Annotated in this window: 21 protein-coding genes; 15 read left to right on the top strand and 6 right to left on the bottom strand. The window is 60.0% G+C overall.

What is annotated here, in order from left to right; genetic code table 11:
- Window positions 1-7: 7 nt before the first annotated feature.
- Window positions 8-1,039: a glycosyltransferase family 2 protein gene (locus BUB72_RS04275; RefSeq protein WP_073141053.1), complete on the bottom strand. Its 1,032-nt coding sequence runs from the start codon at window positions 1,037-1,039 to the stop codon at window positions 8-10.
- Window positions 1,040-1,177: 138 nt separating this feature from the next.
- On the opposite strand from BUB72_RS04275, the gene BUB72_RS19030 reads away from it, so the two are divergent.
- The 4 genes from BUB72_RS19030 to BUB72_RS04255 are packed head-to-tail and all read left to right on the top strand — an operon-like array spanning window position 1,178 to window position 6,602.
- Entirely contained in the window at window positions 1,178-2,713 is a 1,536-nt protein-coding gene (locus BUB72_RS19030) for a class I SAM-dependent methyltransferase (RefSeq protein WP_245814719.1), read from the top strand.
- On the top strand, window positions 2,710-3,720 hold the full coding sequence (locus BUB72_RS04265; RefSeq protein ID WP_073141051.1) for a glycosyltransferase family 2 protein: 1,011 nt from the start codon (window positions 2,710-2,712) through the stop codon (window positions 3,718-3,720). The genes BUB72_RS19030 and BUB72_RS04265 overlap by 4 nt, the downstream gene beginning before the upstream one ends.
- Window positions 3,717-4,679, top strand: coding sequence for a hypothetical protein (locus BUB72_RS04260; protein WP_073141048.1), 963 nt, complete (start codon window positions 3,717-3,719; stop codon window positions 4,677-4,679). The genes BUB72_RS04265 and BUB72_RS04260 overlap by 4 nt, the downstream gene beginning before the upstream one ends.
- A gap of 27 nt (window positions 4,680-4,706) precedes the next feature.
- Window positions 4,707-6,602 (top strand): alpha/beta hydrolase, encoded by a 1,896-nt coding sequence (locus BUB72_RS04255; RefSeq protein WP_073141046.1) that lies wholly within the window; start codon window positions 4,707-4,709, stop codon window positions 6,600-6,602.
- Between the two features lie 90 nt (window positions 6,603-6,692).
- Here the strand turns inward: BUB72_RS04255 and BUB72_RS04250 are convergent, their stop codons facing one another.
- A complete protein-coding gene (locus BUB72_RS04250; RefSeq protein ID WP_073141045.1) occupies window positions 6,693-6,911 on the bottom strand; it encodes a hypothetical protein in 219 nt (72 codons plus the stop codon).
- A 130-nt stretch (window positions 6,912-7,041) separates the two neighbouring features.
- The gene (locus BUB72_RS04245) at window positions 7,042-7,332 is read right to left on the bottom strand and encodes a DUF4156 domain-containing protein (protein WP_073141044.1); all 291 of its coding nucleotides are present in this window, start codon (window positions 7,330-7,332) and stop codon (window positions 7,042-7,044) included.
- Window positions 7,333-7,535: 203 nt separating this feature from the next.
- Between BUB72_RS04245 and pyrC the strand changes: the two genes are divergently transcribed.
- The 3 genes from pyrC to BUB72_RS04230 all read left to right on the top strand — a co-directional run bounded on the left by pyrC (window position 7,536) and on the right by BUB72_RS04230 (window position 11,070).
- Window positions 7,536-8,570 carry a dihydroorotase gene (gene pyrC, locus BUB72_RS04240; protein ID WP_073141043.1) on the top strand — a complete coding sequence of 345 codons (1,035 nt, stop codon included), beginning with the start codon at window positions 7,536-7,538 and terminating at the stop codon, window positions 8,568-8,570.
- Window positions 8,571-8,633: 63 nt separating this feature from the next.
- Window positions 8,634-9,308, top strand: coding sequence for an orotate phosphoribosyltransferase (locus BUB72_RS04235; protein WP_073141041.1), 675 nt, complete (start codon window positions 8,634-8,636; stop codon window positions 9,306-9,308).
- 247 nt (window positions 9,309-9,555) lie between these two features.
- The gene (locus tag BUB72_RS04230; protein ID WP_073141039.1) at window positions 9,556-11,070 is read left to right on the top strand and encodes a replicative DNA helicase; all 1,515 of its coding nucleotides are present in this window, start codon (window positions 9,556-9,558) and stop codon (window positions 11,068-11,070) included.
- Between the two features lie 154 nt (window positions 11,071-11,224).
- Here the strand turns inward: BUB72_RS04230 and der are convergent, their stop codons facing one another.
- The 3 genes from der to BUB72_RS04215 all read right to left on the bottom strand — a co-directional run bounded on the left by der (window position 11,225) and on the right by BUB72_RS04215 (window position 14,829).
- Complete coding sequence (gene der / locus BUB72_RS04225) at window positions 11,225-12,697, bottom strand: ribosome biogenesis GTPase Der (protein ID WP_073141037.1); 1,473 nt, start codon at window positions 12,695-12,697, stop codon at window positions 11,225-11,227.
- A 50-nt stretch (window positions 12,698-12,747) separates the two neighbouring features.
- The gene (locus tag BUB72_RS04220; RefSeq protein ID WP_425435148.1) at window positions 12,748-14,088 is read right to left on the bottom strand and encodes a PQQ-like beta-propeller repeat protein; all 1,341 of its coding nucleotides are present in this window, start codon (window positions 14,086-14,088) and stop codon (window positions 12,748-12,750) included.
- Between the two features lie 90 nt (window positions 14,089-14,178).
- A complete protein-coding gene (locus tag BUB72_RS04215) occupies window positions 14,179-14,829 on the bottom strand; it encodes a hypothetical protein (protein ID WP_073141032.1) in 651 nt (216 codons plus the stop codon).
- Between the two features lie 261 nt (window positions 14,830-15,090).
- Between BUB72_RS04215 and BUB72_RS04210 the strand changes: the two genes are divergently transcribed.
- The 8 genes from BUB72_RS04210 (at window position 15,091) to radA (ending at window position 25,504) form a co-directional block, all read left to right on the top strand.
- A complete protein-coding gene (locus BUB72_RS04210) occupies window positions 15,091-16,332 on the top strand; it encodes an efflux RND transporter periplasmic adaptor subunit (protein ID WP_073141030.1) in 1,242 nt (413 codons plus the stop codon).
- Window positions 16,329-20,000 (top strand): efflux RND transporter permease subunit, encoded by a 3,672-nt coding sequence (locus BUB72_RS04205; RefSeq protein WP_083588560.1) that lies wholly within the window; start codon window positions 16,329-16,331, stop codon window positions 19,998-20,000. The genes BUB72_RS04210 and BUB72_RS04205 overlap by 4 nt, the downstream gene beginning before the upstream one ends.
- Window positions 20,001-20,066: 66 nt before the next feature.
- Complete coding sequence (gene alr, locus BUB72_RS04200; protein ID WP_073141028.1) at window positions 20,067-21,086, top strand: alanine racemase; 1,020 nt, start codon at window positions 20,067-20,069, stop codon at window positions 21,084-21,086.
- Window positions 21,083-21,868, top strand: coding sequence for an MlaE family ABC transporter permease (locus BUB72_RS04195; RefSeq protein ID WP_425435147.1), 786 nt, complete (start codon window positions 21,083-21,085; stop codon window positions 21,866-21,868). The genes alr and BUB72_RS04195 overlap by 4 nt, the downstream gene beginning before the upstream one ends.
- Window positions 21,865-22,611 carry an ABC transporter ATP-binding protein gene (locus BUB72_RS04190; protein ID WP_073141026.1) on the top strand — a complete coding sequence of 249 codons (747 nt, stop codon included), beginning with the start codon at window positions 21,865-21,867 and terminating at the stop codon, window positions 22,609-22,611. Before BUB72_RS04195 ends, BUB72_RS04190 begins: the two co-directional genes overlap by 4 nt.
- A gap of 214 nt (window positions 22,612-22,825) precedes the next feature.
- A complete protein-coding gene (locus BUB72_RS04185; protein WP_073141024.1) occupies window positions 22,826-23,605 on the top strand; it encodes a DNA repair protein in 780 nt (259 codons plus the stop codon).
- A gap of 48 nt (window positions 23,606-23,653) precedes the next feature.
- The gene (locus tag BUB72_RS04180; protein ID WP_073141022.1) at window positions 23,654-24,082 is read left to right on the top strand and encodes a paraquat-inducible protein A; all 429 of its coding nucleotides are present in this window, start codon (window positions 23,654-23,656) and stop codon (window positions 24,080-24,082) included.
- A 48-nt stretch (window positions 24,083-24,130) separates the two neighbouring features.
- The gene (gene radA / locus BUB72_RS04175) at window positions 24,131-25,504 is read left to right on the top strand and encodes a DNA repair protein RadA (protein ID WP_073141020.1); all 1,374 of its coding nucleotides are present in this window, start codon (window positions 24,131-24,133) and stop codon (window positions 25,502-25,504) included.
- Window positions 25,505-25,513 lie beyond the last annotated feature (9 nt).

Here is a 25,513-nt window from a genome sequence, read left to right as displayed (position 1 = left end):
GTAGATATCAGTTTGCGCCATGGACCTGTCCATAACGCCTGACCAGATCAAGCGCCACCGTTTCCGGCAAATGCGCGGCACCCCCTGCCAGCAGCAAGCGGCCAAAGAGCTTCAACTCGTCCGGATCTTGCATCACGGCGTCAAATCGCGCGCGATGCCATGCACGGCTTGTCGCCAGCGCATCCGCCACACCGTCCAATGCCAGCAGTTTTTCAATCTCGGTCTTGGTCGCAGGTGCCATACAGGCAATCGAGAGGTCTTCGACAGAGTTGAAGTTCCGCTCGACCCAATAGGTCAGATCAATCTGTTTTTGTTGATGATTGGGCAGACCGCGACCGCGCTTGAGCATGAAATCCGCCGCAGACCGAACTGAATAATGGTTCAACTGAACCAAACCGCGCGCAATCGGCTGCCCCCAAAGCATGATCTGCCCTTCATTCCCCGCCACCGCGTCAGTGACGGGCGCGCCGGAGCCATCGACGATGCGGGGCAAGCCGTGACGCTCTGGATTCTTTTGCTTGGGCCGGTGAACGCCTAACTGGCGGAACGGTCCGTCGCGTCGGAACAAGGATTTAAAGTAGCTTCCAATCGCCGGATAGAGCAGGTTTACCGGTGCTGCGCGGGTAAAACGCTCGGTCGTGAGATCGTCTGATAGCCCCACCTTACCCGAGTGGCCGAACAGGCGCCACGGCAACAAGATCATGTCGGCATCCACTTGGGAAATTAGATTAGGAAGGCTGTGTAACCCATTACCAAGATTGATAAACTCGTCGCAATCCAGACAAGCGACCCAATCTGCGGCAACCACAACCGGATGATCCCAAGCGGCTTTCAGCGCCCGCCACTGGGGTGGTTTCTTGCCCTCCTCCAACGGCACATGGGTCACGTCAGGGAGCAGCTCCAGAAGCGCTTCGGTGCCGTCCTCGCAATCGTTGGTGAAGACTAGGAAATCGCTCACCCCCGCAGCGCGGTGATGGGCGATCCATTCGAGCAGATGCGGCCCCTCGTTGCGCATGGTTGTGACGAGTGTGATTTTCATATGACGCCTGTTGCCCTTACGACCCGTTATTCGCGTGAAGCGAATCAGTTTTCCTTGCGTTTTAACCCCTCCTTTGCGAGAATCGAAACAATCATAAAGAGATGGCGGGGATTAACCCCGCTCACGAGAGGCAGAAACGTGTCCAAAGACTATGCAATTGCCCAGCTGTGGATCGGCGGCAATCTTTCCTACATGGAGCAGCTTTGCGCCGTGTCATTCCGCGACGCCGGCCATCACGTCAAAATGTATACCTATGGTGACGTAGGCAATATTCCCGACGGCATCGAGATTTGCGACGCCAACGAGATCATGCCGCTTGGCAACGTAATCGCCCACAAGCGCACAGGCTCCCCCGCCCCGCAGGCGGATAAGTGGCGCTATAACATGCTGGCCAAGACTGACGACCAGATCTGGGCCGACACCGACGCTTATTGCGTGAAGCGGTTTACGACGCCCAACGGGCATTTCCACGGCTGGGAAAGCGCGCATCACATCAACAACGGCGTGGTGGGATTGCCTGCCGACAGCGACACGCTGGCGGGACTGATCGACTTCACCTCGGATGAGTACGCCATTCCCGATTGGTTCTCCGAAGACCTGAAGGCCGAAATGCGAGCCAAGAAGGAGGCCGGTGATCCGGTCCATGTCGGCGAGCAGTCTTGGGGCGTCTGGGGCCCGCAAGCCTTGACCCACTTCCTGCACAAAACCGGCGAGCACAAATACGCCATGCCGATTGAGGCCCTGTTCCCGATCAGCTTCAAAAAGCGTCGGATGATGCTGAAGCCGAACATGGACCTGAGCCACTATATCACCGACAACACGCTCTCGATCCATTTCTGGGGTCGCCGGATGCGCATGCGCATTATCGAGCGCGAAAATGGCGAGCCGCATCCTGACAGCCTGATCGGCAAGCTGATCAAGAAGCACAAGATCGTGCCGTCGGATGCGCCTTTGCCGAAGTCCAATCCGCATCGCCCAAAAGAGCCGAAGATGATCCCCGGCACGGCCATCCCGGAGGTCACGAATGTCGACCGCAAAGGGCGCGGCATCGTGAACCTGACCGATCTGGCGGATGAGCGCGGCTTGGATCAAGGCTCCGGCAAGCACCGCTTTTCGGAACTCTATCAGATGTTGTTCAGCCCCCTGCGTGACCGCGCCATTCACATGGGACTGCTCGGCCTCAGCGAGCCTGCGGCAGTCGAGATGTGGCTGGAATACCTGTCCAAAGCCAAGCTGACGGGCATCGACGCAGAGGTATATGCTGGCAAGAAGGATGCGCGTCTCAAAACCATTCATGCGTCGTCCGACAGCATAGAATCGCTGGACAGCGCGACAGCCAAGTCCGATCCGTTCGATGTCGTCCTCGATGACGCGTCCCACGCATCGCACCACCAACAACATGCTTTCACCGCCCTGTTTCCGAAGGTAAAACCCGGCGGCCTCTATATCATCGAGGACTTGCGGTTTCAGCCCAAGGCGCTGGAAAACTCCGGCTACCCGCGCACTGCGATCCTGTTCCAAGCCTATTTGCGCGAAGGTGGCTTTGCCCATCCGAACTCGCATATCCAAGACGCCTTGAACGGCTTTCGTGCCGACATGTCGGGCTGCTTCATCTTTCAGGCGCAATGGCACAAAGACAAACGTGACCAAGTGCTGGTGGTGCAAAAACGATGAGCCAAAAGCACCTGATCCTGACATGTATGAAGAACGAAGGCCCCTACATCCTTGAGTGGGTCGCCTATCATCTGTCGATCGGGTTCAACCACTTTCTGGTCTACACAAACGACTGTGAAGACGGCACCGAGAAAATTCTCCGCCGACTGGAAAACTTAGGGCTTGTCACCCATCGCCGCAATCCGGCCCGCGAAGGCGCCCGCGCCTCGCATCAGGTGCGCGCCTTCCGCAAATCCACCAAGGAACAGGTCTACAAGGATCACGACTGGGTTGCGGTGATCGACGCCGACGAGTTCGTGAATATCCATGCGGGCCGCGGCCAGATAACCGACCTGACCGCCGCCGCCCCTGATGCCAAGTGTATATCCTTGGCATGGCGGCTGTTCGGCAGCGCTGATGTGACCTCTTTCCATGACGGCTTTCTCACCGAAACCTTGCGCCGCTGCGCACCCCAGCATTGCCCCAGCCCTGCGCAGGCTTGGGGGATCAAGTCGATCCATCGCACCGACGCGGTGGGGCTTGTCGGCTGTCACCGCCCCAAATCAGTGCCGAATGACGATTGGGATGCGCTGAACTGGACGGGTCCTGCAGGCACCCCGCTACCCGAAAGCTATCATAGCAGCAGTTGGCGCTTGAACCGCGAGACCATTAGCTACGAGCTGGGCCAGATCAACCATTATGCAGTGCGCACGCGCGAAAGTTTCCTGCTCAAATCTGCTCGCGGCCGCGCCTTCGGCGAGGGTCTGCGCGGGGCCGATTACTGGGCGGATATGAACCGCAACGAGGCTTATGATGCAACCATTCAACCAAAGCTGGGCGCGATGAAGGACATTTACGACGATCTGATTTGCGACCGCAAACTGGGCCTGCTTCATGACCGCGCCGTTCAATGGCATCGCGACCAAATCCAGTTGCTGATGGAAACCGACACCGGACGCGCATTGTTCGAAGCCATTTCGCCGTCACTCGACCTGTTCCCCGGCCTTCGCAAACGGGTTGCCGCATGAGCAGCGCCATAGACCTCAAAGCCCCAACGGACAAAATGGGCCGGAAAGCCTGGAATGCGGAATTGCGCGCTTTGGGCGAGGATCACGGTTTTTTCGAGGAACTTGGCGCAGATCACACTGCCCTGTTCGTCAAATCCGGCAAAACCCTGATCGTGACCTTCGAGAACCTCGACCACGTGTTCGAGCATGGAAACCGCCTGCCATGGGGCTTTGACTTCGTGCAAAAGCAGGGTTGGTCGATCCTTGGCCTGATGGCACATGACTGGACATGGTACCGAGACAATGACGTGATCGCGTTCTTCAACCGGCTGAAAAAAGAAGATTTCTTCTCGCAATTCGACACGGTCGTGTTCTACGGCGCGTCCATGGGCGCCTATGCGGCCTGCGCTTTCTCCGCCGCCTGCCCCGAAGCCACTGTGGTGGCAATCAGCCCACAGGCGACTTTGGACAGGGATGTTACCTCTTGGGAAACCCGTTACCAGAAGGCATGGAAACGCAACTATAACAACGACTTTGGCTACGCCCCCGACATGGTTGCGACGGCCAAAGACGTTTTCATCCTTTATGATCCGCTGGAGCCGGCAGACGCCATGCACGCGGCGCTGTTTCGCGGGCCAAATATCACCAAGCTGAAATGCCGGTTCCAAGGTCATCGCATCGCGTCCGGCCTGATCCAGATGGGACTGCTGAAACCCGTGGTCGGTGGCTGCGTCGACGGCACGCTGACACGCACCAGCTTTTACAAAATGCTTCGGGCACGGCGCGATTTTCGCCGCTACCTGCGCGAATTGATCCTGCGTATCCCGGCAAGCAAACATCCCCTGCTCATCGCCTATCTGGCGGAGCGGGTCCTAAGCACCGGCAACGGCCCGGTGTTTCGCCGCAGACTCAACGCGGCAAACGCGCTTTTGGAAAAGCGTGGCATAACGCCTCCCGGCAAACGAGGGGGCAGCAAATGAAATACCTAGGCAAGGCGGGCAAGGCACATGGGAAAGATATGGCTTCATATCGGGTCACCTAAAACAGGGACCACATCGCTTCAAAACTTCCTCAACGACAACGCCAACACGTTGCGTGACACAGGGCGTTTGAATTTTATGTCAACTGGGCGCGCGCATATCGCGCATAACCAGCTGGCCGCCTCGGCACGCACCGGGAACGCGACCAAGCTGATGGAGGATATGCTGCGCGAATCTGACGCCATGCCGGATATCACGCATGTCGCCTCCTCGGAGATGTTGTTCAACCTGCACACCGCTCGCAAATTATCAAGTGCCGCCCCGGTCGAGTTCAAGCAGCGTGCCAAGGTCATTTGCTACATTCGCCGTCAGGACAGCTATCTCGAGGCACTCTACAAGCAACTGCTAAAAAACAGCCGCATCCCGCCGGATCGTCAAGCCTTCCTTGATGACGCCAAACGCCGCCTGCACTATCTCAACACCTTCAACACCTATGCCGACATGTTTGGCGAGGAAAACATCATCGTACGCCCCTTCGGCCCCAAATGGTTGGTGGATGGCGATGTCGTGCGTGATTTCGCGCATCATCTGGGCATGCCGATAACCCATGACCTTCGGGTTATGGAAGGCTTCTCGAACAAGACCTTCTCGGCCGAGATGTCGGAGCTTTTGTCGCTGATGGGCGAGCGCACCGACTTTAATACCCGCGAGGTCATCCGTGAATTGATCGCCCTGAACCACCCAGGCACGATCAAGTCCCGCGATGTTTTCTCCCGCAGCGAGCGGTTGGGGTTGATGAATCAGGTCACCCGCGAGAACCGCCGTCTGGTGAAGCGCTTCATGCCTGATTGCAAAGACTTTTTCCTAACCGATGACCTCGAGGGCGAGGATACCAGCGCAAGCACCGAAGACCAACTTGCCTCGCAGCTGGCGGACCGCGCCGCAGCAACCGAGGCACTGTTGACCGCCATGGGCAACCTGCAAGCCCGCCGCAAACAAGAGGCCGAACTGGCCGCGAAAACCGAAGATATCCCCGCCGCCAGCCCTGCCAATGACGCGCTGGAAGAGACCCTTGCCCCGCCCACATGGTACCGCGAGATCTATCCCGGCGGCGATAAGCGCGGCTGGTTCCATTCACACGGCAGCTACGCCGCCTCGTTTGTGGAGCGGGACACAGACCAACTTGTGGTGTCCTTCGACAACCTCTCGCAAGCCGGCAATGACGCATATGCCCGCGAGCCGTGGGCGCAAAAGTTCTGTGCTGACCGCGAGTTTTCCCATCTTGGTATCTACGCTCAGGAGCCCACGTGGTTTCGTGACGAGGGATTGATCGCGCATCTGGAAGGGTTGCGCGACGAAGGGTTCTTTTCCGGTTTCAAAAAAGTGGCATTTGTCGGCACGTCCATGGGCGCATTCGGCGCGCTGACGTTTTCGTCACTGGCCCCTGGTGCCAAGGTGGTTGCCTTCTCCCCGCAAACCACGCTCGATGCGGCCAAAGTCCCGTGGGAAGGGCGTTTTGCCAAAGGTCGTGCCGCTGATTGGGGCCTGCCCTATTCGGACGCCTCCGAGCAGACCAAATCCGCCTCACAAGTCTATCTGATCTATGACCAGTTCCACGAGGGCGACCGCAAACATGTCGAGCGCCTCAAGGGCGGGAATCTTGTTCACCTGAAAGGGGCGGGCTTGGGCCATAAATCGGCGTTGGTTCTGAGCCGGATGAACGTCTTGAAAGACGTTATGGAAGGCGCTGTCGAGGGAACGTTGAGCGAGCTGGACTTCTACCGCGCAATTCGGGCCCGCAAGGATATCTATCTGTACCGTCAAGCTATGGAAGGGTATCTCACGGATCGCGGAAACGGCAAACGGGCCGAGCGTTTCGCCAATGCCTTCAAAAAACGCCGACGTTTGCAAAACGCATCATAAAGTTGCGAAATTACATGTGACAAAGAAAAGGGCGCTATTTGCGCCCTTTTTTATTCGATAAAGACAAAGCGTTGATCGCCCTAGCCTCTGTCAAAGGTGGTAAACGTCCCGAAAAACATGCCGCGCAATATCTTCGCGGCGCAGCCCCATTTTTTCAAGTTGGGCATCGGATCGTGCGTTCAAATGCTCCATCTCGCGGATGCGGGCGCTGGCGCTCGCCGCCACATCTGCAGCTCTGAGCAACGACGCAAAGATATCACTGATACGCTCGAAGAATGCGATTGGTTGAGTTTGGCTAAAATAGGCCATATCCGTCTCCGTCTGAATGCAAGCCTAAGCGCTTGCCTTGCGACAGATATAGGACTTGGCACCCTCCGGCACGACCGACAATCGGGCAATGCCGCATTGCAGCACACGCAACCCTAAGATACCGCTCGTCCTAGCAAACATAAACCTTGGCTGGCACGTCATAGACTTCAGCGCCTTCTGGGATCGGCTCGAACACAACCGTGTTGCCGCCAACCTCTTTGGCCTTCACCTTGGCCGCACGACGCGCATCCTTCAGGCCAATATCCTTTAACGGACCAAAGACCGCAGGAATCCCGCGCACCGTTCCGATAAACTGGCAGGACGCGACATCGGCCGCGCCGCGCTCGGCTACGTCGGCTGTGTCGTATATCTTGGGGGTACAGGCGGCCAGAACGGCCAATATCAGTGCTGCTCGCTTCATTATTCGCCTCATAACGTGTGTCATCGGAATTATTTCACTTTGGTTAGCACACCAAGATGGCCTTGCCCTGTGTAAAATGCGCACCGCGCCCGTCTCGCCGCTTCCCGCTTATTGCAGCACCGCTTTTTACCCCAATTGCTCTGCGCCCTCTGGCCTTGCGGCTGTCAAAGCGCTAATCACCGCCAACGATAGAGGTGCGACCAATGACCAGCTTAACCCTGACCCGCCCGGACGACTGGCACTTACACCTGCGCGACGGGGATATGCTCAAAGCCGTGCTGCCAGAGACCGCGCGCCATTTCGGGCGCGCGATTATCATGCCGAACCTCGTGCCCCCCGTGGTCACCGCCAAGGATGCCGCCGAATATCGTGACCGGATCATGGCGGCCAAACCTGACAACTCGAAATTCCAGCCCCTGATGACGCTCTACCTGACCGAGGACACCGACGTCAAAGACCTGCGCGCCGCAGCCGAGATCGGGCTGATCCACGCGGTCAAACTCTATCCGGCCGGCGCCACCACCAACTCCGCCTCGGGCGTAGCGGACTTCTCCAAGGTGCAACGCGTTCTCGAGAACATGGCGCAAATCGGCTTGCCGCTCTGCGTGCATGGCGAGGTCACCACCCCCGAGGTCGACATTTTCGATCGCGAAGCGGTGTTCATTGACACTGTGCTCGACCCGATCCGCCGCTCGGTTCCGGGCCTGCGCGTGGTGATGGAACATATTACCACCAAGCAAGGCGCGGATTATGCACGCGAGGGCGGCGATGACCTGGCCGCAACCATTACCACGCATCACCTTGTCATCAACCGCAACCACATCCTCGCGGGTGGCATCAAGCCGCATTACTATTGCCTTCCCGTGGCCAAGCGCGAGGAGCATCGCCTCGCCCTTCGCGCGGCCGCGACTTCCGGTGACAAAAGCTACTTTCTGGGAACCGACAGCGCGCCGCATACCGATGCCAACAAACTGCTGCCCTGCGGCTGCGCGGGCTGCTTCACCGCGACCAACACCCTATCGATCCTCGCGGAGGTGTTCGAACAGGACGGCGCCCTCGACAAGCTCGAAGGCTTTGCTTCGCTTCATGGCCCCGCCTTCTACGGCCTGAAACCGAACCCCGACACGATCACCCTGACCAAGGGCGATCCCGTCACCTATCCCGACCACATCCCAACGCCTCAAGGCGATGTCACTGTGTTCGACCCTCAAATGCCGCTGCATTGGCGCGTCACCTAACCTATCATTGCTTCATAAATACCTCCGCCGGAGGCTCCGACCTACGCCACAAGGACCGCCCATATGATCCCGACCACCTACCCCAGCCGCGAAGAAATTGCCCGCCTGTCTGCCTCCATGCTGCTGGAGGTTGGCGCGGTGCATTTCAACGCGCGCGAGCCATTCACCCATTCCTCCGGCAAGAAAGCCCCGACCTATGTCGATTGCCGCAAGCTGATCTCCTTCCCGCGCATCCGCGCGACGCTAATGGATTTTCTTGCCTGCACCGTCATGCGCGATGCGGGGTTCGAGGCGTTCGACAATGTCGCGGGCGGCGAGACGGCTGGCATTCCCTTCGGCGCGCTGATGGCCGAACGGCTGGGCCTGCCCATGACCTACGTGCGCAAGAAACCCAAAGGCTATGGTCGCAACGCCCGCATCGAAGGCGTGATGAAAGAGGGCGAGCGCGTCCTGCTGGTCGAGGATATGACCACCGATGGCGGCTCCAAGATCAGCTTCGTCGAAGCGATCCGCGAAACCGGCGCCACCTGTTCGCACACTGCCCTGATCTTCTTTTACGACATCTTCCCCAACACCCGTGAGGTGCTCGACGGCCATGGCATTACCTTGCACTGCCTGTGCACGTGGTGGGACGTATTGGCGGTCGCCAAGGAACAGCAATCCTTCGATGCGGAGACCTTGGCCGAGGTCGAAAAATTCCTGCGCGACCCTGCCGGATGGCAAGCATCGCATGGCTGACGAATCGCAATTTGGCGCGCGGGTTTTTGCCAGCGCGCCAAATTGCATATATCAGCCACCCGTAAGGTTGCCCTTACGTTAAGATAATCGGTCAAGACCAGATTTATTTCCCACATGTTGACGAATACGACCCCGACGTCGCAATATGCATCCTTAAACTGCCAATCATGAGTTACCCACAGGATATCCAGATTGATCCGACTCCCGTGATCCGTCATTGGTCTTATCCAGGGACAAGGGGACTGTAATGAATGATCTGAGTACGGCACCGAGTGCGGGGCCAGGCGCATCTGTGCATGTGGATGCGGGCGGGGCGTTGCCCCACAATATCGAAGCAGAGCAACAGTTGTTGGGTGCGATCCTGACCAATAACGACGTGTTCGACCGCGTCGCCTCGGTGATCTCTGCGGATCACTTCTTCGACCCGGTCCACCGGCGTATCTACGAGACCTCTGCCGCGCGCATTCACAAGAACCTGCTCGTTTCCCCTGTCACGCTGAAGCCCTATTTTGAAGACGACGAAGGCCTGCAAGAGCTGGGGGGGCCTGCCTATCTGGTCCGTCTGCAAGGCGCGTCGATCTCGGCCTTTGCCGCCCGTGACTACGCACAAATGATCTACGACCTCGCCATTCGGCGCGAGTTGATCGAGTTGGGGCAGGAAATTGCCTTGAAGGCCGGCAAGGTCGAAACCGAAAGCGACCCGCGCAGCCAGATCGTTGACGCGGAGCAGCGGCTCTACGCACTGGCCGAGGCTGGCCAGACCGAAAGCGGCTTCCAAAGCTTCCTGAAAGCCGTGACTGACGCAGTTGAGGTCGCGAACGCCGCCTACCAACGCGAAGGCGGGCTTGCGGGTGTCTCCACCGGCCTAATTGACATGGACAAGAAGCTGGGCGGATTGCACCGCTCCGACCTTTTGATCCTTGCCGGACGCCCTTCTATGGGGAAAACCTCGCTGGCGACGAACATCGCATTCAACGTGGCGAAGGCCTACAAGAAGGGCACCACCCATGACGGCTCCGAAGGGGCGATCGAAGGCGGCTCCGTCGGGTTCTTCTCACTGGAGATGAGCGCCGAGCAATTGGCCGCCCGTGTCCTGTCCGAGGCTGCCGAAGTGCCGTCCGAGCAAATCCGCCGTGGTGACATGAACGAGACCGAATTCCGCCGTTTCGTTGAGGCCGCCAAGTCCTTGGAATCCTGCCCGCTCTTTATCGACGATACGCCTGCCCTGCCCATCTCCCAACTTGCCGCCCGCGCGCGCCGCTTGAAACGGACGCATGGTCTGGACGTGCTGATCATCGACTACTTGCAGCTTGTCCGCCCCGCCACTGCGAAAGACAGCCGCGTGAACGAGGTCTCGGAGATCACCCAAGGCCTGAAAGCCATCGCCAAGGAACTCGACATCCCCGTGATCGCGCTCTCGCAGTTGTCGCGGAACGTCGAAAGCCGCGAAGACAAGCGCCCGCAGCTCTCCGACCTGCGTGAATCCGGCTCGATCGAGCAAGACGCCGATGTGGTGATGTTTGTGTACCGCGAAGAATATTACAAAGAACGCGAGAAGCCTGCCGACCACGAGTTGGAGAAAATGGCGAATTGGCAAAACGAGATGTCGCATTGCCACGGCAAGGCCGAGGTGATCATCGGCAAGCAACGCCACGGCCCTATCGGCTCCATTGAGCTGTCTTTCGAGGGTCGTTTCACCCGCTTTGGCAACCTTATCAAGCCTTGGCAGGACGGCGCAGGCGAAGGCGGCGGCGAGTTTTAAAACTCTATAGCTGCGACTCAGCAAAAATTGTGGTATGAGTGTCGGTAGAAGCCAGTCCGTCCTGCTCTAATTCCAGGAAAACCCTCTTAACATATAGCAGGTGAGAGGCTTCCAAGAACCGCCGCAACCCAGCGGCGGTTCTGGCTTTTCAAACCTACTTCTTACGCCCGTCGATATGCTTGCGCAGCTTGGACGGTGGCGCTTTCTTGCGTCCCTTGAACGGGTTGTCCTCGTTCTGCGAGCGCATGAACAGGCGGATCGGCGTGCCGGGCATCTCAAAGTCTTCGCGTAGACCGTTCACCAGATAGCGCGAATAGCTCGCTGGCAGCAGATCAGGATGCGAAGCCATCACAACGAATCCCGGCGGTCGGGCTTTTACTTGCGTCATGTAGCGCAGCTTGATGCGCTTGCCTTGCGGTGCGGGCGGTGGATGTTGCTCCAGCATACCAACCAGCCAACGGTTCAGCGCCGACGTGCTGACACGGCGGTTCCAGACCTGATGCGCTTCCAGAATGGCGTCGTGCAAGCGCTCCAGCCCTCTGCCGGTTAGTGCAGAAACGGTGATCAACGGCGCGCCGCGCAATTGCGGCAACAGGCGTCCGAACTGCTCTTTCAGCTGTTTGAGCTTGTCCTGCTTGTCGCCTTCCAAATCCCATTTGTTGACGGCCAGCACAACCGCGCGGCCTTCGCGCTCGGCCAGATCGGCGATGCGCAAATCCTGCTGCTCGAACGGGATATCCACGTCCAAAAGGACCACCACAACCTCGGCGAATTTCACCGCCCGTAGCCCGTCGGACACCGACAGTTTTTCCAGCTTGTCCTGAATCTTGGCCTTCTTGCGCATCCCCGCCGTGTCGAAAATCCGCATCGGCGTGCCGGACCAATCGGTCATCACGGAAATCGCGTCGCGGGTAATCCCCGCCTCCGGTCCGGTCAGCAAACGCTCCTCTCCGAGGATCTTGTTGATCAGTGTCGACTTGCCCGCATTCGGGCGGCCAACAACGGCAATTTGCAAAGGTTTAGAAGGGGTTGGCGGGATATATTCAACCACCTCGTCCTCGTCATGTTCTTCGTCTGTGTCGGTCAGATCAATGTCGACTTCAGGGATGTAGTCGACATGCTCTTTCTCGGCCAGATCAATCATTGGACGCAACACATAGGCCAGATCGGCCATGCCTTCGCCGTGCTCGGCAGACAGGCCTAACGGCTCGCCCAGCCCCAAGGAGTAGGCTTCCATCAACCCCGCCTCGCCAGCCTTTCCTTCGGCTTTGTTCGCAGCCAGAATAACTTGCGCATTCTTCTTGCGTAGGATGTCGGCGAAAATCTCGTCGGCGGGCAAAACGCCGGCACGGGCGTCGATCAGGAACAGACACGCATCTGCCATCTCAACCGCGCGCTCGGTCAGCATCCGCATCCGGCCTTGCAGCGACTCGTCCGTGGCCATTTCCAAGCCAGCGGTGTCGATGATGGTGAACTTCAAATCCCCCAGCCGCGCAGCCCCTTCGCGCAAATCGCGGGTGACGCCGGGTTGGTCATCGACCAGCGCCAGACGCTTGCCCACCAGACGGTTGAACAGCGTGGATTTGCCCACATTGGGACGGCCCACAATGGCGAGGGTGAAAGACATGACAATAGCTCCGAAGGTCGGTCAGAGGCGCGTCATACAGGCAAACGGCGTCAACGGAAAGCGGCGAGTTGTCCCTTGCCCGTCATGACGTAGAGCGTGCCGTTCACAACAACCGGTGCAGAAGCGGCACCGCCTTTGAGCGGTGTCGTGCCGATCAGCGCGCCCGATGCCGGGTCATAGCTGCGGATTTGGCCATCGCCAGAGGCCACGACAAGACGGCCGCCCGCAAGAATTGGCCCGAAATGCGCGTAAATTTCGTCCCGTTTGCGCAGCTTGCGCGCTGTGTAATACGGCAACTCGGTGCCCCAGATACGCTCGCCCGTTGCGCGGTCGAGACGCAGCAATTCGTTTTGGTCCGAGACGAGGAACACGCTGTCGCCTGACGGCCAGACCGGTGAGTAAGAGCCTTCGCGGGCCGTCCAGATGCGCTCGCCCGAGGACGCTTTCATTGCCACGACGCGTCCGGACTGGTTCGCCGCATAGATCACGCCGTCAACGATAACCGGATCACCGGTCACGTCCGAGATCGTCGCGTAAGCCACCCCCTTGCGCTTGCCCGCCACAGACGAGCCCCACACGCGGATGCCGGATTTCTTCAACGCCCCTGCCAGCTCGCCAGAGCTGAACGGGAACACCACCAGTCGTGGCGCTATGGCGGGACCTGCCCCGCCACTGATTGCCGCGTTGGACGGCGTTCCAGGCAGTTGCCACTTGATGCGACCATGCGTCGTGTCCAGTGCCCAGGCTTGGCTGTCGCGGCTCACCACATAGACCAACCCGCCCTCGACCGTCGGGGCCGAGGTCAGTGGCGCGTCAAGTTTCTGCCGCCACTTCACCGCACCCGAAGTGGCCTCGATGGCAAAGAGTTCACCAAATCCGGTCGTCGCGTAAATCGTGCCGTCAGCGAAGGCCAGCCCGCCGCCAGTGGCGTCGCCATCCTTGTCCGTCGATGGGATCAGCGCACGGGTCCACAGGGCTGCACCGTCAGAGCCGGTGGCAACCACGGTCGACGCGCTGTCCATGGTGAACACACGACCGCCCGCAACCACTGGATCGGCGGTGATCCGCGCCTTGCGGCTGTTGCCTTTACCGATGTTGGCCGTCCAGATGGGGGTCAAATTGGCATTCAGCGCCGGATGCGAAACTTTATGGGTGTTGCTGCCGCCACGATGCGTCCAGCTGGCATGGTTCACTTGCGCAGGCGCGTTGAAGGCTTTGGTCAGGTTCACGTCACCGCCGCCGTCGACACCAGCGGCACCGTCAGTGCCCGGAAGCGGGGCGCGGACGTCGTAGCGTTCGCCATCCAGCACCAGCTCGTCTTCGCCACATGCGCCTAGCGCCAGCAATGCGCAGATCGCCACGCCCGTCAGTGAAGTCTTGGAAAATTTCACGCCCATAGCCCCTGCTGACCCTCTCTCGTACTACTCTGCCGCGCTGTTCTGCGCGCGGTCAATTGGTCTGTCTCGGGCTGCGCCCGTATCTTACTGCGTATTCGCAAGCTCGCCGCCCAGTGCCACAATCAACTCTGCGGCGCGTCGTTGCAAGCCCGGTGTGATTTTCGCCGAGTCCAGCAGCCCCTGAAGGATCGCAATGGCGTCCTCCGGTTTGCCGGTTTCCGCCGCGATCAGTGCCAGTTGTTCCTCGGCCAATGGCTGAAACGGCGCACCCGGGGCTGCCAAGGCTTCGAATGCCGCGCGACGTTCTTCCACCGGCGTTACCGGCGGCAAGGCCAAAGCGCGCTTGAGCTTTGCAAGCTCGGCGTAGACGGCCGGCACTCCCTCGGTGCCGACAACCTTGTCCAGCGTATCCATTCCAAAGTCGGTGTTCTGGGCGGCAAGCGCGTCAGCGGCGGCCAGATGGCCCGCAATCGCGGCTTGCTGCGGGTTCGATGTCGGAACCGTCGCCAGCGTCGCACCAGCGTCATTCGCGTCAATCCCCGCCAGCAGCACGTCACCAAAGCCCTCGGCTTCGGCTTTGATCGCGGACTTGCGGTATTCGTTGTAAGCGGCGCCGCCAACGATCATCAGAACGACCAGAATAGCGACCCACCCCCACTTCTTGATCATCGCGAACAAACGGTCGCGGCGAACCTCTTCGGTTACCTCTTCGATGAAGCTGTCAGTTTGGCTCACAGGTGTTCTCCGTCAATGCGTTGCGCGAGGCATACCCCGAAGGGCCAAACCTTGCCAAGGGCAAAGGCGCACCTGCAAAAAAGCTCTGTCGTTCGCACTTTGGCCACAAATACCGCACTTCACGCACAAGTGTTGCGCGAATATACGGATTTCAGGCCCTTGCGGAAAATCCGACAAAACTATAATCTGAACCGGTCGGTTTAGCGTATAAAGAACTGACGGCCAATAAATACAGCCGAATTCGGCACAGGGAATAATTTGATGCGCTTCTTTCCGATCGTCACCGCCGTTGTGGTGACCCTCGCTCTTTATCTTATCGTGTTCGAACGCGATCGGCTTCTTTCGTTCGCCTCAAATGATGCGGAAACACCCGTCACAGACGTTGCAACCAAGGTGGAAGCCTCTGCACCCGCCGCTGAAGATGGCGCGCGTGTGGTCTCCGTCGTTGCGATGCGCTCCACCGCGCAGGCCATCGATAACGCGGTCTTGCTGCGAGGCCGCACCGAGGCGGCCCGTCAGGTCGATGTCCGCGCCGAAACCTCCGGCTTGGTCAATTCTGAACCGCTGCGCAAAGGCTCTTATGTCGAGGCGGGCCAGTTGCTGTGCGAAATCGCCCCCGGCACCCGCCAGTCCGCATTGGCCGAGGCCGAAGCCCGTTTGCCCGAAGCCAAATCCCGCCTGCCAGAAGCGGAAGGCCGTGTGCTTGAATCCGAAGCCCGCCTGAACGAGGCCCGCATCAACGACAACGCCGCCAAGCAGCTTTCAGCCGACGGTTTCGCGTCCGACATTCGCGTGGCCGGAACGCAAGCCACCGTGCAATCCGCACTGGCCGCCGTTGAGACCGCACGTGCCGGTGTGGAGAGTGCGCGTGCCGGCATCCTGGCAGCCGAGGCCGCCATCGCATCCGCGAAAAACGAAATTGGGCGTTTGCAGATCACCGCACCATTCGCAGGCCTGCTGGAAACCGACACCGCAGAGCTGGGCGCCTTGATGCAACCCGGCGGACTGTGCGCCACCATCATCCAGCTTAACCCGATCAAGCTGGTCGCCTTCGTTCCGGAAACCGAAGTCGCCAAAGTTGCGGTCGGCGCGCGTGCCGGTGGCCGCACCACGGCAAACCAAACGGTCGAGGGCCGCGTCACCTTCATGTCCCGCTCCTCCGACCCTGAGACCCGCACCTTTCGCGTAGAGATCACCGTCGACAACGACGACCTTCAACTGCGCGACGGCCAAACCGCTGAAATCCTGATCGGGGCTGCGGGGGAAAAGGCACATCTTTTGCCCGCTTCCGCCCTCACCCTGAACGATATCGGCACCTTGGGTGTGCAGGTCGCGACCGAAGACAATGAAGCAGCCTTCATGCCTGTGTCCATTTTGCGCGACACCGCTGACGGCATGTGGGTCGCCGGTCTACCGGAAGACGTGGCTGTTATTATCGTTGGTCAGGAATACGTCACCGACGGGGTCGCGATCAAAACAACCTACGCCGAGTCCAAGTCATGACCGGCATCGTCGACTGGGCGGGCGAACGCGCCCGCATGATCATCGCCTTCATCGTGATGTCGGTGGTGATCGGGGCGTTTGCCTATACCGGCCTGCCAAAAGAGGGCGAGCCGGACATCGAGATTCCAGCCCTGTTCGTCTCCGTCCCCTTCCCCGGCATCTCGGCGGAAGACAGCGAAAAGCTGCTCGTCAAGGTGATGGAGACCAAGCTGCAAGACCTCGACGGGCTAAAAACCCTGTCCGGCACCGCCGCCGAGAACTACGCGGGCGTGGCGATGGAGTTTGAATTCGGATGGGACAAAACCAAGATCCTTGCCGACGTGCGCGACAAGATGGGGCAGGCACAGGCCGAATTCCCCGAAGGCGCCGAACAATATAACCTCATAGAGATCAACTTCTCCGAGTTCCCGATCATCATCGTGTCGCTGTCTGGCGATCTGCCCGAACGGACGCTAACCAAGGTCGCCAAAAACCTGCAAGATGTCATCGAAGCCATGCCTCCTATCCTAGAGGCTGGGCTGGCAGGGCAACGCGACGAGATGCTGGAAGTCATCATCGACCCGCTGGCATTGGAGGCCTACAACGTCTCGGCGGGCGAGTTGATCAACGTCGTGAACAACAACAACCTGCTGATCGCAGCGGGGGAAGTGGAAACCGACCAAGGTGCGTTCTCGGTTAAAATCCCCGCCTCCTTTGACGAGCCGCTGGACGTCTACAAACTGCCCATTAAGGTCAATGGCGACCGCGTCGTGACACTGGGTGAGCTGGCCGATATCCGTCTGACCTTCGAGGACCGCACCGGCACCGCACGGTTCAACGGCAACGACACCGTGGCCCTGCAAGTGGTCAAGCGGAAGGGTTACAACATCATCGACACCGCGCAACTGGTGCGCGACACGGTCGCCGACGTGCAAAAGCAGTGGCCGCAAGAGCTGCAAGAAGCCATCCGCGTCGACGTCACCCTCGACCAGTCCAAGACCGTCGACAATATGGTCCGCCAGCTGGAAGGCTCCGTCCTGACCGCCATCGCGCTGGTGATGATCGTGGTGTTGGCTTCGCTTGGCACACGCTCGGCTTTGCTGGTGGGCTTCGCCATTCCGACGTCTTTCCTGCTGTGCTTCATCCTCTTGGGCATCATGGGCATCTCGATCTCTAACATCGTGATGTTCGGTCTGATCCTTGCCGTGGGGATGCTGGTCGACGGGGCCATCGTTGTGGTCGAATACGCCGATAAGCGCATCGACGAGGGCGCGGGCCCGATGGAGGCCTATACCGACGCCGCCAAGCGCATGTTCTGGCCCATCGTGTCGTCGACTGCGACGACCCTTTGTGCCTTCCTGCCGATGCTGTTCTGGCCCGGTGTTCCGGGTGAATTTATGGGCATGTTGCCCGTCACGCTGATCTTCGTGCTTTCTGCCTCGCTGATCGTGGCGCTGATCTACCTGCCCGTCATGGGTGGCGTGTCGGGCCGCATCTCGCGGATGATCACCCGTGCCTCCGGCTTCCTGCGCCAGTTCCACATCGCGATCCGTTTGGCGCTGGTTGCAGTTGCGATGTTCGGTTTGTTCATCTCTGCAATGCAGCTGCTGAACCCCAGCTACCTGCTGCCAATCCCGCGCGGCCAGGGCGGCGTTGGCGTTATGGCCTTTGGCGGAGTCTTCTTCGTTGTCATGGCAATGTTTGCCTCCACCGCAATGGGCGCGGTGTCCCGCCCCCGCCGCGAACGGCGCATCAATGCCGGCTACCGCCGCACCCCATTCGGCCATTTCATCAAGCTGATTTCCGGCAACCCGATCATGCCACTTGTCGCGATCGGGGCTGTCGGAGCATTCGTCTTCGTCACATTCGTGACCTTCTCGGCCAACAATAACGGGGTCGAGTTTTTCGTGGAATCCGAGACCGAGCAGGCGATCGTCTATGTCCGCGCCCGCGGCAACCTGAGCCTTCCGGAAAAGGACGGTTTCGTGCGGCAGGTCGAAGCCCAGATTGCCACCGTGGACGGCATCGAATCGATCTTCGCCTTTGCAGGTGAAGGCGGTTTGGACACCAACACAGGCGGCGCGACGGGTCCCTTGGACACAATCGGCCAAATCCAGATCGAGCTGGCCGAATGGGGCAACCGCCGCGACGACACGGAAATCCTGGCCGAGATGCAGGCGAAAATGGACGCGATCCCCGGTATCTACACCGAGGTTCTAAGTCAGGACCGTGGCCCTGCGGGCGGTAAGCCGGTGAACCTGCGCCTGAAAGGTGACAACTGGGCAGACCTGCAAGAGGCCACCCGCATCGCCCGCGCGAAGTTCGAGAATATCGAAGGCCTCATCACCATCGAAGACACACTGCCCCTGCCCGGCATCGACTGGCAGATCGACGTCGATGTGGAGGCCGCTGGCCGCTACAAGGCCGATGTCGCCACCGTCGGGGCCATGGTGCAGCTGGTCACCCGAGGCTTGTTGCTGGACACGATGCGGATCGACAGCTCCGACGAGGAAATCGAAATCCGCGTCCGCCTGCCCGAAGAGAGCCGCGTGCTGTCCACGCTGGACAACCTCAAGGTGCGCACGCCGGACGGGCTGATCCCGTTGTCCAACTTCATCACCCGCAAACCGGTGGCGAAGCTCGGCCAGATCGACCGCGTCGACCAGACCCGTTTCTTTGATGTGAAGGCGGATGTGGCACCCGATCTCAAAAACGAGGATGGCGACATCATCAACGCCAACGAGCGGATCGCCTACATCACCGACTGGCTGGAGACCGAAAAGCCTCTGCCCGCATCCGTGACATTCGAATGGGCTGGCGACACCGAGGAAGAGGCGGAGTCACAAGCCTTTCTTGGCAATGCCTTTCTGGCCGCCCTTGGGCTGATGTTCGTGATCCTGCTGGCGCAGTTCAACTCGTTCTACAACTCGGTGCTGGTGTTGCTGGCGGTGGTCCTGTCCACCACAGGCGTGCTGATCGGGATGCTGGTTATGGATCAGGCGTTCTCCATCATCATGACTGGTACGGGGGTCGTGGCCCTCGCGGGGATTGTGGTGAATAACAACATCGTGCTGATCGACACCTATCAGGAATATTCCCGCTACATGCCACGCCTTGAGGCGATCACCCGCACCGCCGAGGCGCGTATCCGTCCTGTGCTGCTGACGACAATCACCACAATGGCGGGCCTTGCCCCGATGATGTTCGGCCTCAGCCTCGACTTCTTCGGCGGCGGCTATTCCATCGACAGTCCCACTGCCCTGTGGTGGAAACAACTGGCCACCGCCGTGGTCTTCGGCCTCGGCGTGGCAACGGTGCTGACGCTGGTGCTAACCCCGGCCATGCTGGCACTCAGGGTCTGGATATCGCTCGGGGCCTACGCGTCGTTGCAACAATTGCGCGCCCTTGGCGGCCGCGGCTCACAAACCGCCCGCGATCTGGCTTTGAACAAGAACGCCCGCAAGGTGCGCGACCCGTTGATCTTGTGGTCCGACCCGACCGAGCCGGAAGCGCGAAGCGCGGATGACATTTTGAAAGCCGCCCAGAAAACCGTGAAAGCGGCCAAGGACAAGCTGGCCAAAACCGCCGAGGATCTCGACGGACTGACGGAAGGCACCCCCGACACCGCAACCGATAACGACGATCCGGATGGCAGTCCGAAACAGTCGCAACTCCGCGCGGCGGAATAGGGCCTTACAGGTCAGGGGCTTCCAAAAGCCCTTGACCTCCCCGCCCCCATGTCTCACCCAGAACCTATGGGAACCGGAACTCTACATATCGACCTGAACGCGCTGGTGGACAACTGGCAAGTACTGGACCGCCAGTCCGCAACCGAAACGGGCGCTGTGGTCAAGGCCGACGGCTACGGTCTGGGCGCTGGCCGCGTGGCCAAGGCGCTCGCCGGTGCGGGCGTGCGCACCTTCTTTGTGGCCGCTGTCGAAGAAGCGACCGCCTTGCGCGCGACGCTGGGCCAAGACCCTGTGATCTATGTCTTTTCCGGCCATATGGACGGTGACACGCAAACGCTGTCCGACCTCGGTGCGGTTCCCTTGTTGAATTCGCCCGAGCAGGTTTCCCGCCACCAAGCACGCCTGCCCGACCATCCGTTCGGGCTGCAAATTGACACCGGCATGAACCGCCTCGGGATCGAGACCTATGACTGGTCCCCGGAGATGAGCCAGGATGCCTCTCTGGTGATGTCGCACCTCGCCTGCGCGGACGAGCCGGACCATCAGGGCAACAAAGACCAGCTCAAAGCGTTTCTGGACATGACTGCGGGCCTGCTCGCCCCCCGCTCGCTGGCCGCGACGGGTGGCATCCTGCTTGGCCCCGAATACCATTTCGACATGACCCGCCCCGGCATCGGCCTATTTGGCGGGCTGCCCTTCGAGGGGGCCAAAGCCGTAGCACGGCTGGACCTGCCGGTGATCCAGACCCGCACCGTTAAAGCGGGCGAGGCCGTGGGCTACGCAAAGGCCTTCATCGCCGATAAGCCCCACACGATTGCCACTGTCGCAGGCGGCTATGCCGACGGGTTGATCCGCGCGCTGTCCGGCAACGCCACGCTTTATGCGGGCGAGACGCCCTGCCCGTTGATTGGTCGTGTGTCGATGGATTTGATAACCGTGGACGTGACCCATTTGGACACGGTGCCGGATCATCTGACCATCCTAGGCCCGCAACAAAGTGTGGACACGTTAGCCGACGCCGCGGGCACTATCGGCTATGAAATCCTGACCTCGCTCGGCCATCGCTACAAGCGGTCCTATTCATGAGCCGTGTCTTGTCGCCCTTGGCCATTCTTGGCGCGCTGACCCTGTCGGCGCTGGCCGCCTTGGGCCGTTTGGCAATCTTCACCGGCCAGACCTTCGCCCATATGATCCGCCCGCCCTTCTACCTGAAGGAATTCGGCGCGGCGCTGATGAATGTGGGCTACTTCTCCCTGCCCGTCATTGGCCTTACGACCCTGTTCACCGGAGGCGCGCTGGCATTGCAGATTTACGCAGGCGGCGCACGTTTCAGCGCCGAGGCCGTAGTGCCCCAGATCGTCGCCATCGGCATCGTGCGGGAGCTTGGCCCTGTCATGGTCGGCCTGATGATCGCTGCCCGCGTGACCTCCTCCATCGCCGCCGAGATTGCCACCATGAAGGTAACCGAGCAGCTTGACGCGCTGGTCACGCTGTCGACGCACCCGATGAAATACCTCACCGTGCCGCGCGTACTGGCGGGCATCATCGTGGTGCCAGTGCTGGTCGCCGTGGGCAATATCATCGGCATCATGGGCGGTTGGGCCGTGGCCGTCGGCACGCTGGACTTCAACTCCGCGACCTACCTGCAAAATACCGCTGATTTTTTGGAAACCTCCGACATCGTGACATCGCTCGCCAAAGGTGCCGTAAACGGTGGCATCGCCACGTTGATGGGGTGCTACTACGGCATGAATTCCGGTCGCGGGGCCATGGGCGTGGGCAAGGCCACCAAAGGCTCGGTCGAGGCCGCCGCCGTGCTGATCCTAGCTGCGAACTTCATCCTAACGGGGATATTCTTCTCGTCATGATCCGCTTTGAAAACGTCCATAAAGCCTTCGGCTCCAACCACGTCCTGCGCGGGGTGAACCTGCATATCCCCAAGGGCGAAAGCATGGTGATCATCGGTGGCTCCGGCACTGGCAAATCCGTGGCATTGAAGTCGGTGCTGGGGCTGGTGACGCCCGATAGCGGCACCATACTCGTGGACGGCAAGGATTCGACTAAAGGCGACCACGACGCCTTCCTCGCCCGTTTCGGGATGCTGTTCCAAGGCGGCGCATTGTTCGACAGTCTGCCCGTGTGGCAAAACGTGGCCTTCCGCCTGATGCGCGGCTCGCTGAAACGCCCCTCCGATGAGGCCCGCGCCATCGCCGTCGAGAAGCTGCGCCGCGTGGGCCTGAAAGAAGAGGTCGCAGACCGCTTCCCCGCCGAGCTGTCAGGCGGAATGCAAAAACGTGTGGGTCTTGCCCGCGCCATTGCCGCCGAGCCCGAGATTATTTTCTTTGACGAGCCGACAACCGGTCTCGACCCGATTATGGCCGGTGTGATCAACGACCTGATCCGCGAAATCGTGGTGGAAATGGGGGCCACCGCCATGACCATCACCCATGATATGTCGAGCGTCCGCGCCATTGCCGACAAGGTGGCGATGTTGCATGACGGGGTGATCCAATGGACCGGCCCCGTGGCCGATCTGGACAAGTCCGGCGACCCATACGTAACGCAGTTCATTTCCGGCAGTGCCGAGGGGCCGATCGAGGCGGTGCGGTAAGAAGGCACCGATCTCTGCCCCGCACTTTGTCCAACAAAGCCCTCCGCCCCAATACTGTTTCCCATACAGAAACAATTAACCCGATCCCTCAAGATTTCGCGACAGCCCTCTGAAACTACGCCACATTTTGGACAAAATTCCCCGTGGTCAATCGGCGGTTTTCCGCTACTATAAATTTATAAATATTTAACCAGTACCTTTGGGGGGTGTCGGAATGACTGGTGCAAACCAGACTTGGCTGCAATTGCAGCAGTTCTTTCAGCGTGTGGCCTTGGTGGCCGTTGTGGTATTTTCCATCGTAGTTATCGGGGCCACTTTGGCCGCAGCCGTCGGCCTCGCGCCGTGGTTGAGTTTCACCGCCGCCTATGGCGAAACGGTCGTTCCCTACGCGGGCATGATCACCCAGCTGTTCCTTGCAGCGCTTGCCGTATCGCTGTGCTTCTACTTGCCCTCCAACCGCCGCATCCTCGAGCTGGAGAAATCGCACCGCAACTTCCACCTGTCGATGGAAGACGTCACCCGCGCCTATCTGGCGGCCCACAAGGCCGACAAGGAAAAGCTGTTCTCCCTGTCATCGGAATTCGACTCGGTGCGCGAACGGATCATGCATCTGCGCGACCATCCCGACTTACACACGCTAGAGCCGACGGTTCTGGAAGTCGCAGCCCAGATGAGCCACGAATCCCGCGATCTGGCATCCGTCTATTCCGAGGAAAAGGTAGACCGCGCCCGCACCTTCCTGCGCCAGCGCCAACGCGAAATCGAAGATTACCGCGAACAGATCGCACTGGCCCAGCAAACCTGCGCCGATCTGAAACGCTGGTCCCAGCAGGTCAATGTCGAAGACAGCGTCGTAACCGCACAAATGCAGCGGCTTGAAGCCGATCTGGCCGAAATCCTGCCGCTCATCGGCTACGAGATGGCCGACGCGCCGGAGCCGGAAAACGTCGTGCCTTTGCCAAAACCAAAAACCTCGGACAAGAGCGCTGGCTAACCCATTTGACCGCTTGAGCTTTCAGGCAAAGCGGGGTTCAGTGCGCCCATGTTTTTGAAGATCGCCAACCTGTCGCTTCTGGTGCTGTTCCCCATCGCGTGGGCAGCCCCCTTGTTGAAAGCGGGGCTGCTGCCCTTCTTTTCCCTGTCGGAAATCTCCGTGCTGACGGGCATCCAGACGCTTTGGGGCAAGGACGTATTTCTGGCGCTGGTGGTGACGTTCTTCGCGCTTGTTGCACCCTTCTTGAAAACCGTCGGGTTGGCACTAATCCAGTTCCGCCTCGCCTCCCCCCGCCTGCTGCCTGCGATCACGGTGTTGGGCAAACTGGCGATGGCCGACATCTTCCTCATCGCGCTCTATATCGTGCTGGCCAAGGGTGTGGGCGTCGGACGGGTGGAAACCGGCTGGGGGCTGTACCTGTTCACCGCCTGCGTCATCGCCTCGCTCGCCATATCATTCGCCAGCGCACGTAAGTGACGTATTATCGTCTTGCCTGCACCTAGCGCCTGAGCGAAAACACCCGTCATGGCAAAACAACCCACGCACAAATGCACCGAATGCGGCGCCGCCCATTTCAAATGGTCCGGCCAATGTGACGCCTGTCAGGCGTGGAACTCCATCATTGAGGAAGCCCCGCTAAGTACCGGTCCCGGCAAGAAATCCTTGGGTGCCATGCGCGGCAAGGCCTTGGCGCTGTCGGATTTGAATGCCAAGGACGACCCGCCCTCGCGCACCGCCTCCGGCGTCGCTGAAATGGATCGCGTGTTGGGTGGTGGATTGGTCGAAGCCTCCGCCATTCTGGTGGGTGGCGATCCGGGTATCGGGAAATCCACGCTGCTCTTACAAGTCGCCGCACGCTTCGCGCGCAACGGGATGCATGTGATCTATGTGTCTGGCGAGGAATCAGCCGAACAAATTCGCATGCGCGCCGCCCGCCTGAAACTGTCGGAAAGCCCCGTGCGCTTGGCCGCCGAGACCAACCTGCGCGACATCCTCACCACCTTGGACAAGGAACGCCCCAAGCTGGTGATCATCGACTCCATCCAGACCATGTGGTCCGATCAAGTGGACAGCGCCCCCGGCTCCGTGTCTCAGGTCCGCGCCGCGTGCCATGAGCTGGTGACCTTCGCCAAACGCACCGGCACCGCGATCATCCTTGTGGGTCACGTCACCAAGGAAGGGGCGCTCGCAGGCCCGCGCGTGGTCGAGCACATGGTCGACACCGTGCTTTATTTCGAGGGCGAGCGTGGCCACCAGTTCCGCGTGCTGCGCGCGGTCAAAAACCGCTTTGGCCCCGCCGACGAGATTGGTGTGTTTGAGATGACAGGCCGCGGCCTGGCCGAGGTCACCAACCCCTCCGCCCTGTTCCTGTCGGACCGCGACAAGCCCGCCCCCGGTTCGGTGGTGTTTTCCGGCATCGAAGGCTCGCGCCCCGTGCTGACCGAAATTCAGGCGCTGGTTTCCCCTTCACCCAATCCACAGGCCCGCCGCACGGTTGTGGGGCTCGATAGCCAACGGTTGGCGACCATTCTGGCCGTGCTAGAATCACGCTGCGGGGTGCCGTTTGCGGGTCTCGATGTCTATTTAAACGTCGCGGGCGGCATGCGCGTGAACGAACCCGCCGCCGATCTGGCTGTTGCCGCCGCGCTACTGTCCGCCCGCGAGGACATCTCTTTGCCGCCTGAATCAGTGGTTTTTGGTGAAATAAGTCTCTCAGGTGCGTTAAGGCAGGTCACACAAGCCGAAAACCGGTTGAAAGAGGCGTCCAAACTGGGCTTTACCTCCGCCATTGGCCCCGAGCAGAAAAAGCTGCCTCGGGTAGACGGCATGACACTGCGCACGATGCCGGACTTGGCAACATTCGTGCAGGAACTATTCGGCACCGATCCGGCGCCCTAGGAGAAGAGA

Source organism: Litoreibacter ascidiaceicola (genome assembly GCF_900129235.1).
Classification (GTDB): domain Bacteria; phylum Pseudomonadota; class Alphaproteobacteria; order Rhodobacterales; family Rhodobacteraceae; genus Litoreibacter; species Litoreibacter ascidiaceicola.
The sequence above is the reverse complement of the archived record's forward strand: the minus strand, read 5'-3'. Positions and strand labels throughout refer to the sequence as shown.

Coding starts and splice junctions, on each gene's coding strand:
- BUB72_RS04205 (WP_083588560.1), top strand. CDS start 16,329: ATGACCGGCATCGTCGACTGGGCGGGCGAACGCGCCCGCATGATCATC.
- BUB72_RS04230 (WP_073141039.1), top strand. CDS start 9,556: ATGAATGATCTGAGTACGGCACCGAGTGCGGGGCCAGGCGCATCTGTG.
- BUB72_RS04275 (WP_073141053.1), bottom strand. CDS start 1,039: ATGAAAATCACACTCGTCACAACCATGCGCAACGAGGGGCCGCATCTG.
- BUB72_RS04260 (WP_073141048.1), top strand. CDS start 3,717: ATGAGCAGCGCCATAGACCTCAAAGCCCCAACGGACAAAATGGGCCGG.
- BUB72_RS04195 (WP_425435147.1), top strand. CDS start 21,083: ATGAGCCGTGTCTTGTCGCCCTTGGCCATTCTTGGCGCGCTGACCCTG.
- BUB72_RS04210 (WP_073141030.1), top strand. CDS start 15,091: ATGCGCTTCTTTCCGATCGTCACCGCCGTTGTGGTGACCCTCGCTCTT.
- radA (WP_073141020.1), top strand. CDS start 24,131: ATGGCAAAACAACCCACGCACAAATGCACCGAATGCGGCGCCGCCCAT.
- BUB72_RS04265 (WP_073141051.1), top strand. CDS start 2,710: ATGAGCCAAAAGCACCTGATCCTGACATGTATGAAGAACGAAGGCCCC.
- BUB72_RS04235 (WP_073141041.1), top strand. CDS start 8,634: ATGATCCCGACCACCTACCCCAGCCGCGAAGAAATTGCCCGCCTGTCT.
- BUB72_RS04255 (WP_073141046.1), top strand. CDS start 4,707: ATGGGAAAGATATGGCTTCATATCGGGTCACCTAAAACAGGGACCACA.
- BUB72_RS04250 (WP_073141045.1), bottom strand. CDS start 6,911: ATGGCCTATTTTAGCCAAACTCAACCAATCGCATTCTTCGAGCGTATC.
- BUB72_RS04245 (WP_073141044.1), bottom strand. CDS start 7,332: ATGAAGCGAGCAGCACTGATATTGGCCGTTCTGGCCGCCTGTACCCCC.
- der (WP_073141037.1), bottom strand. CDS start 12,697: ATGTCTTTCACCCTCGCCATTGTGGGCCGTCCCAATGTGGGCAAATCC.
- BUB72_RS04180 (WP_073141022.1), top strand. CDS start 23,654: ATGTTTTTGAAGATCGCCAACCTGTCGCTTCTGGTGCTGTTCCCCATC.
- BUB72_RS04185 (WP_073141024.1), top strand. CDS start 22,826: ATGACTGGTGCAAACCAGACTTGGCTGCAATTGCAGCAGTTCTTTCAG.
- alr (WP_073141028.1), top strand. CDS start 20,067: ATGGGAACCGGAACTCTACATATCGACCTGAACGCGCTGGTGGACAAC.
- pyrC (WP_073141043.1), top strand. CDS start 7,536: ATGACCAGCTTAACCCTGACCCGCCCGGACGACTGGCACTTACACCTG.
- BUB72_RS04190 (WP_073141026.1), top strand. CDS start 21,865: ATGATCCGCTTTGAAAACGTCCATAAAGCCTTCGGCTCCAACCACGTC.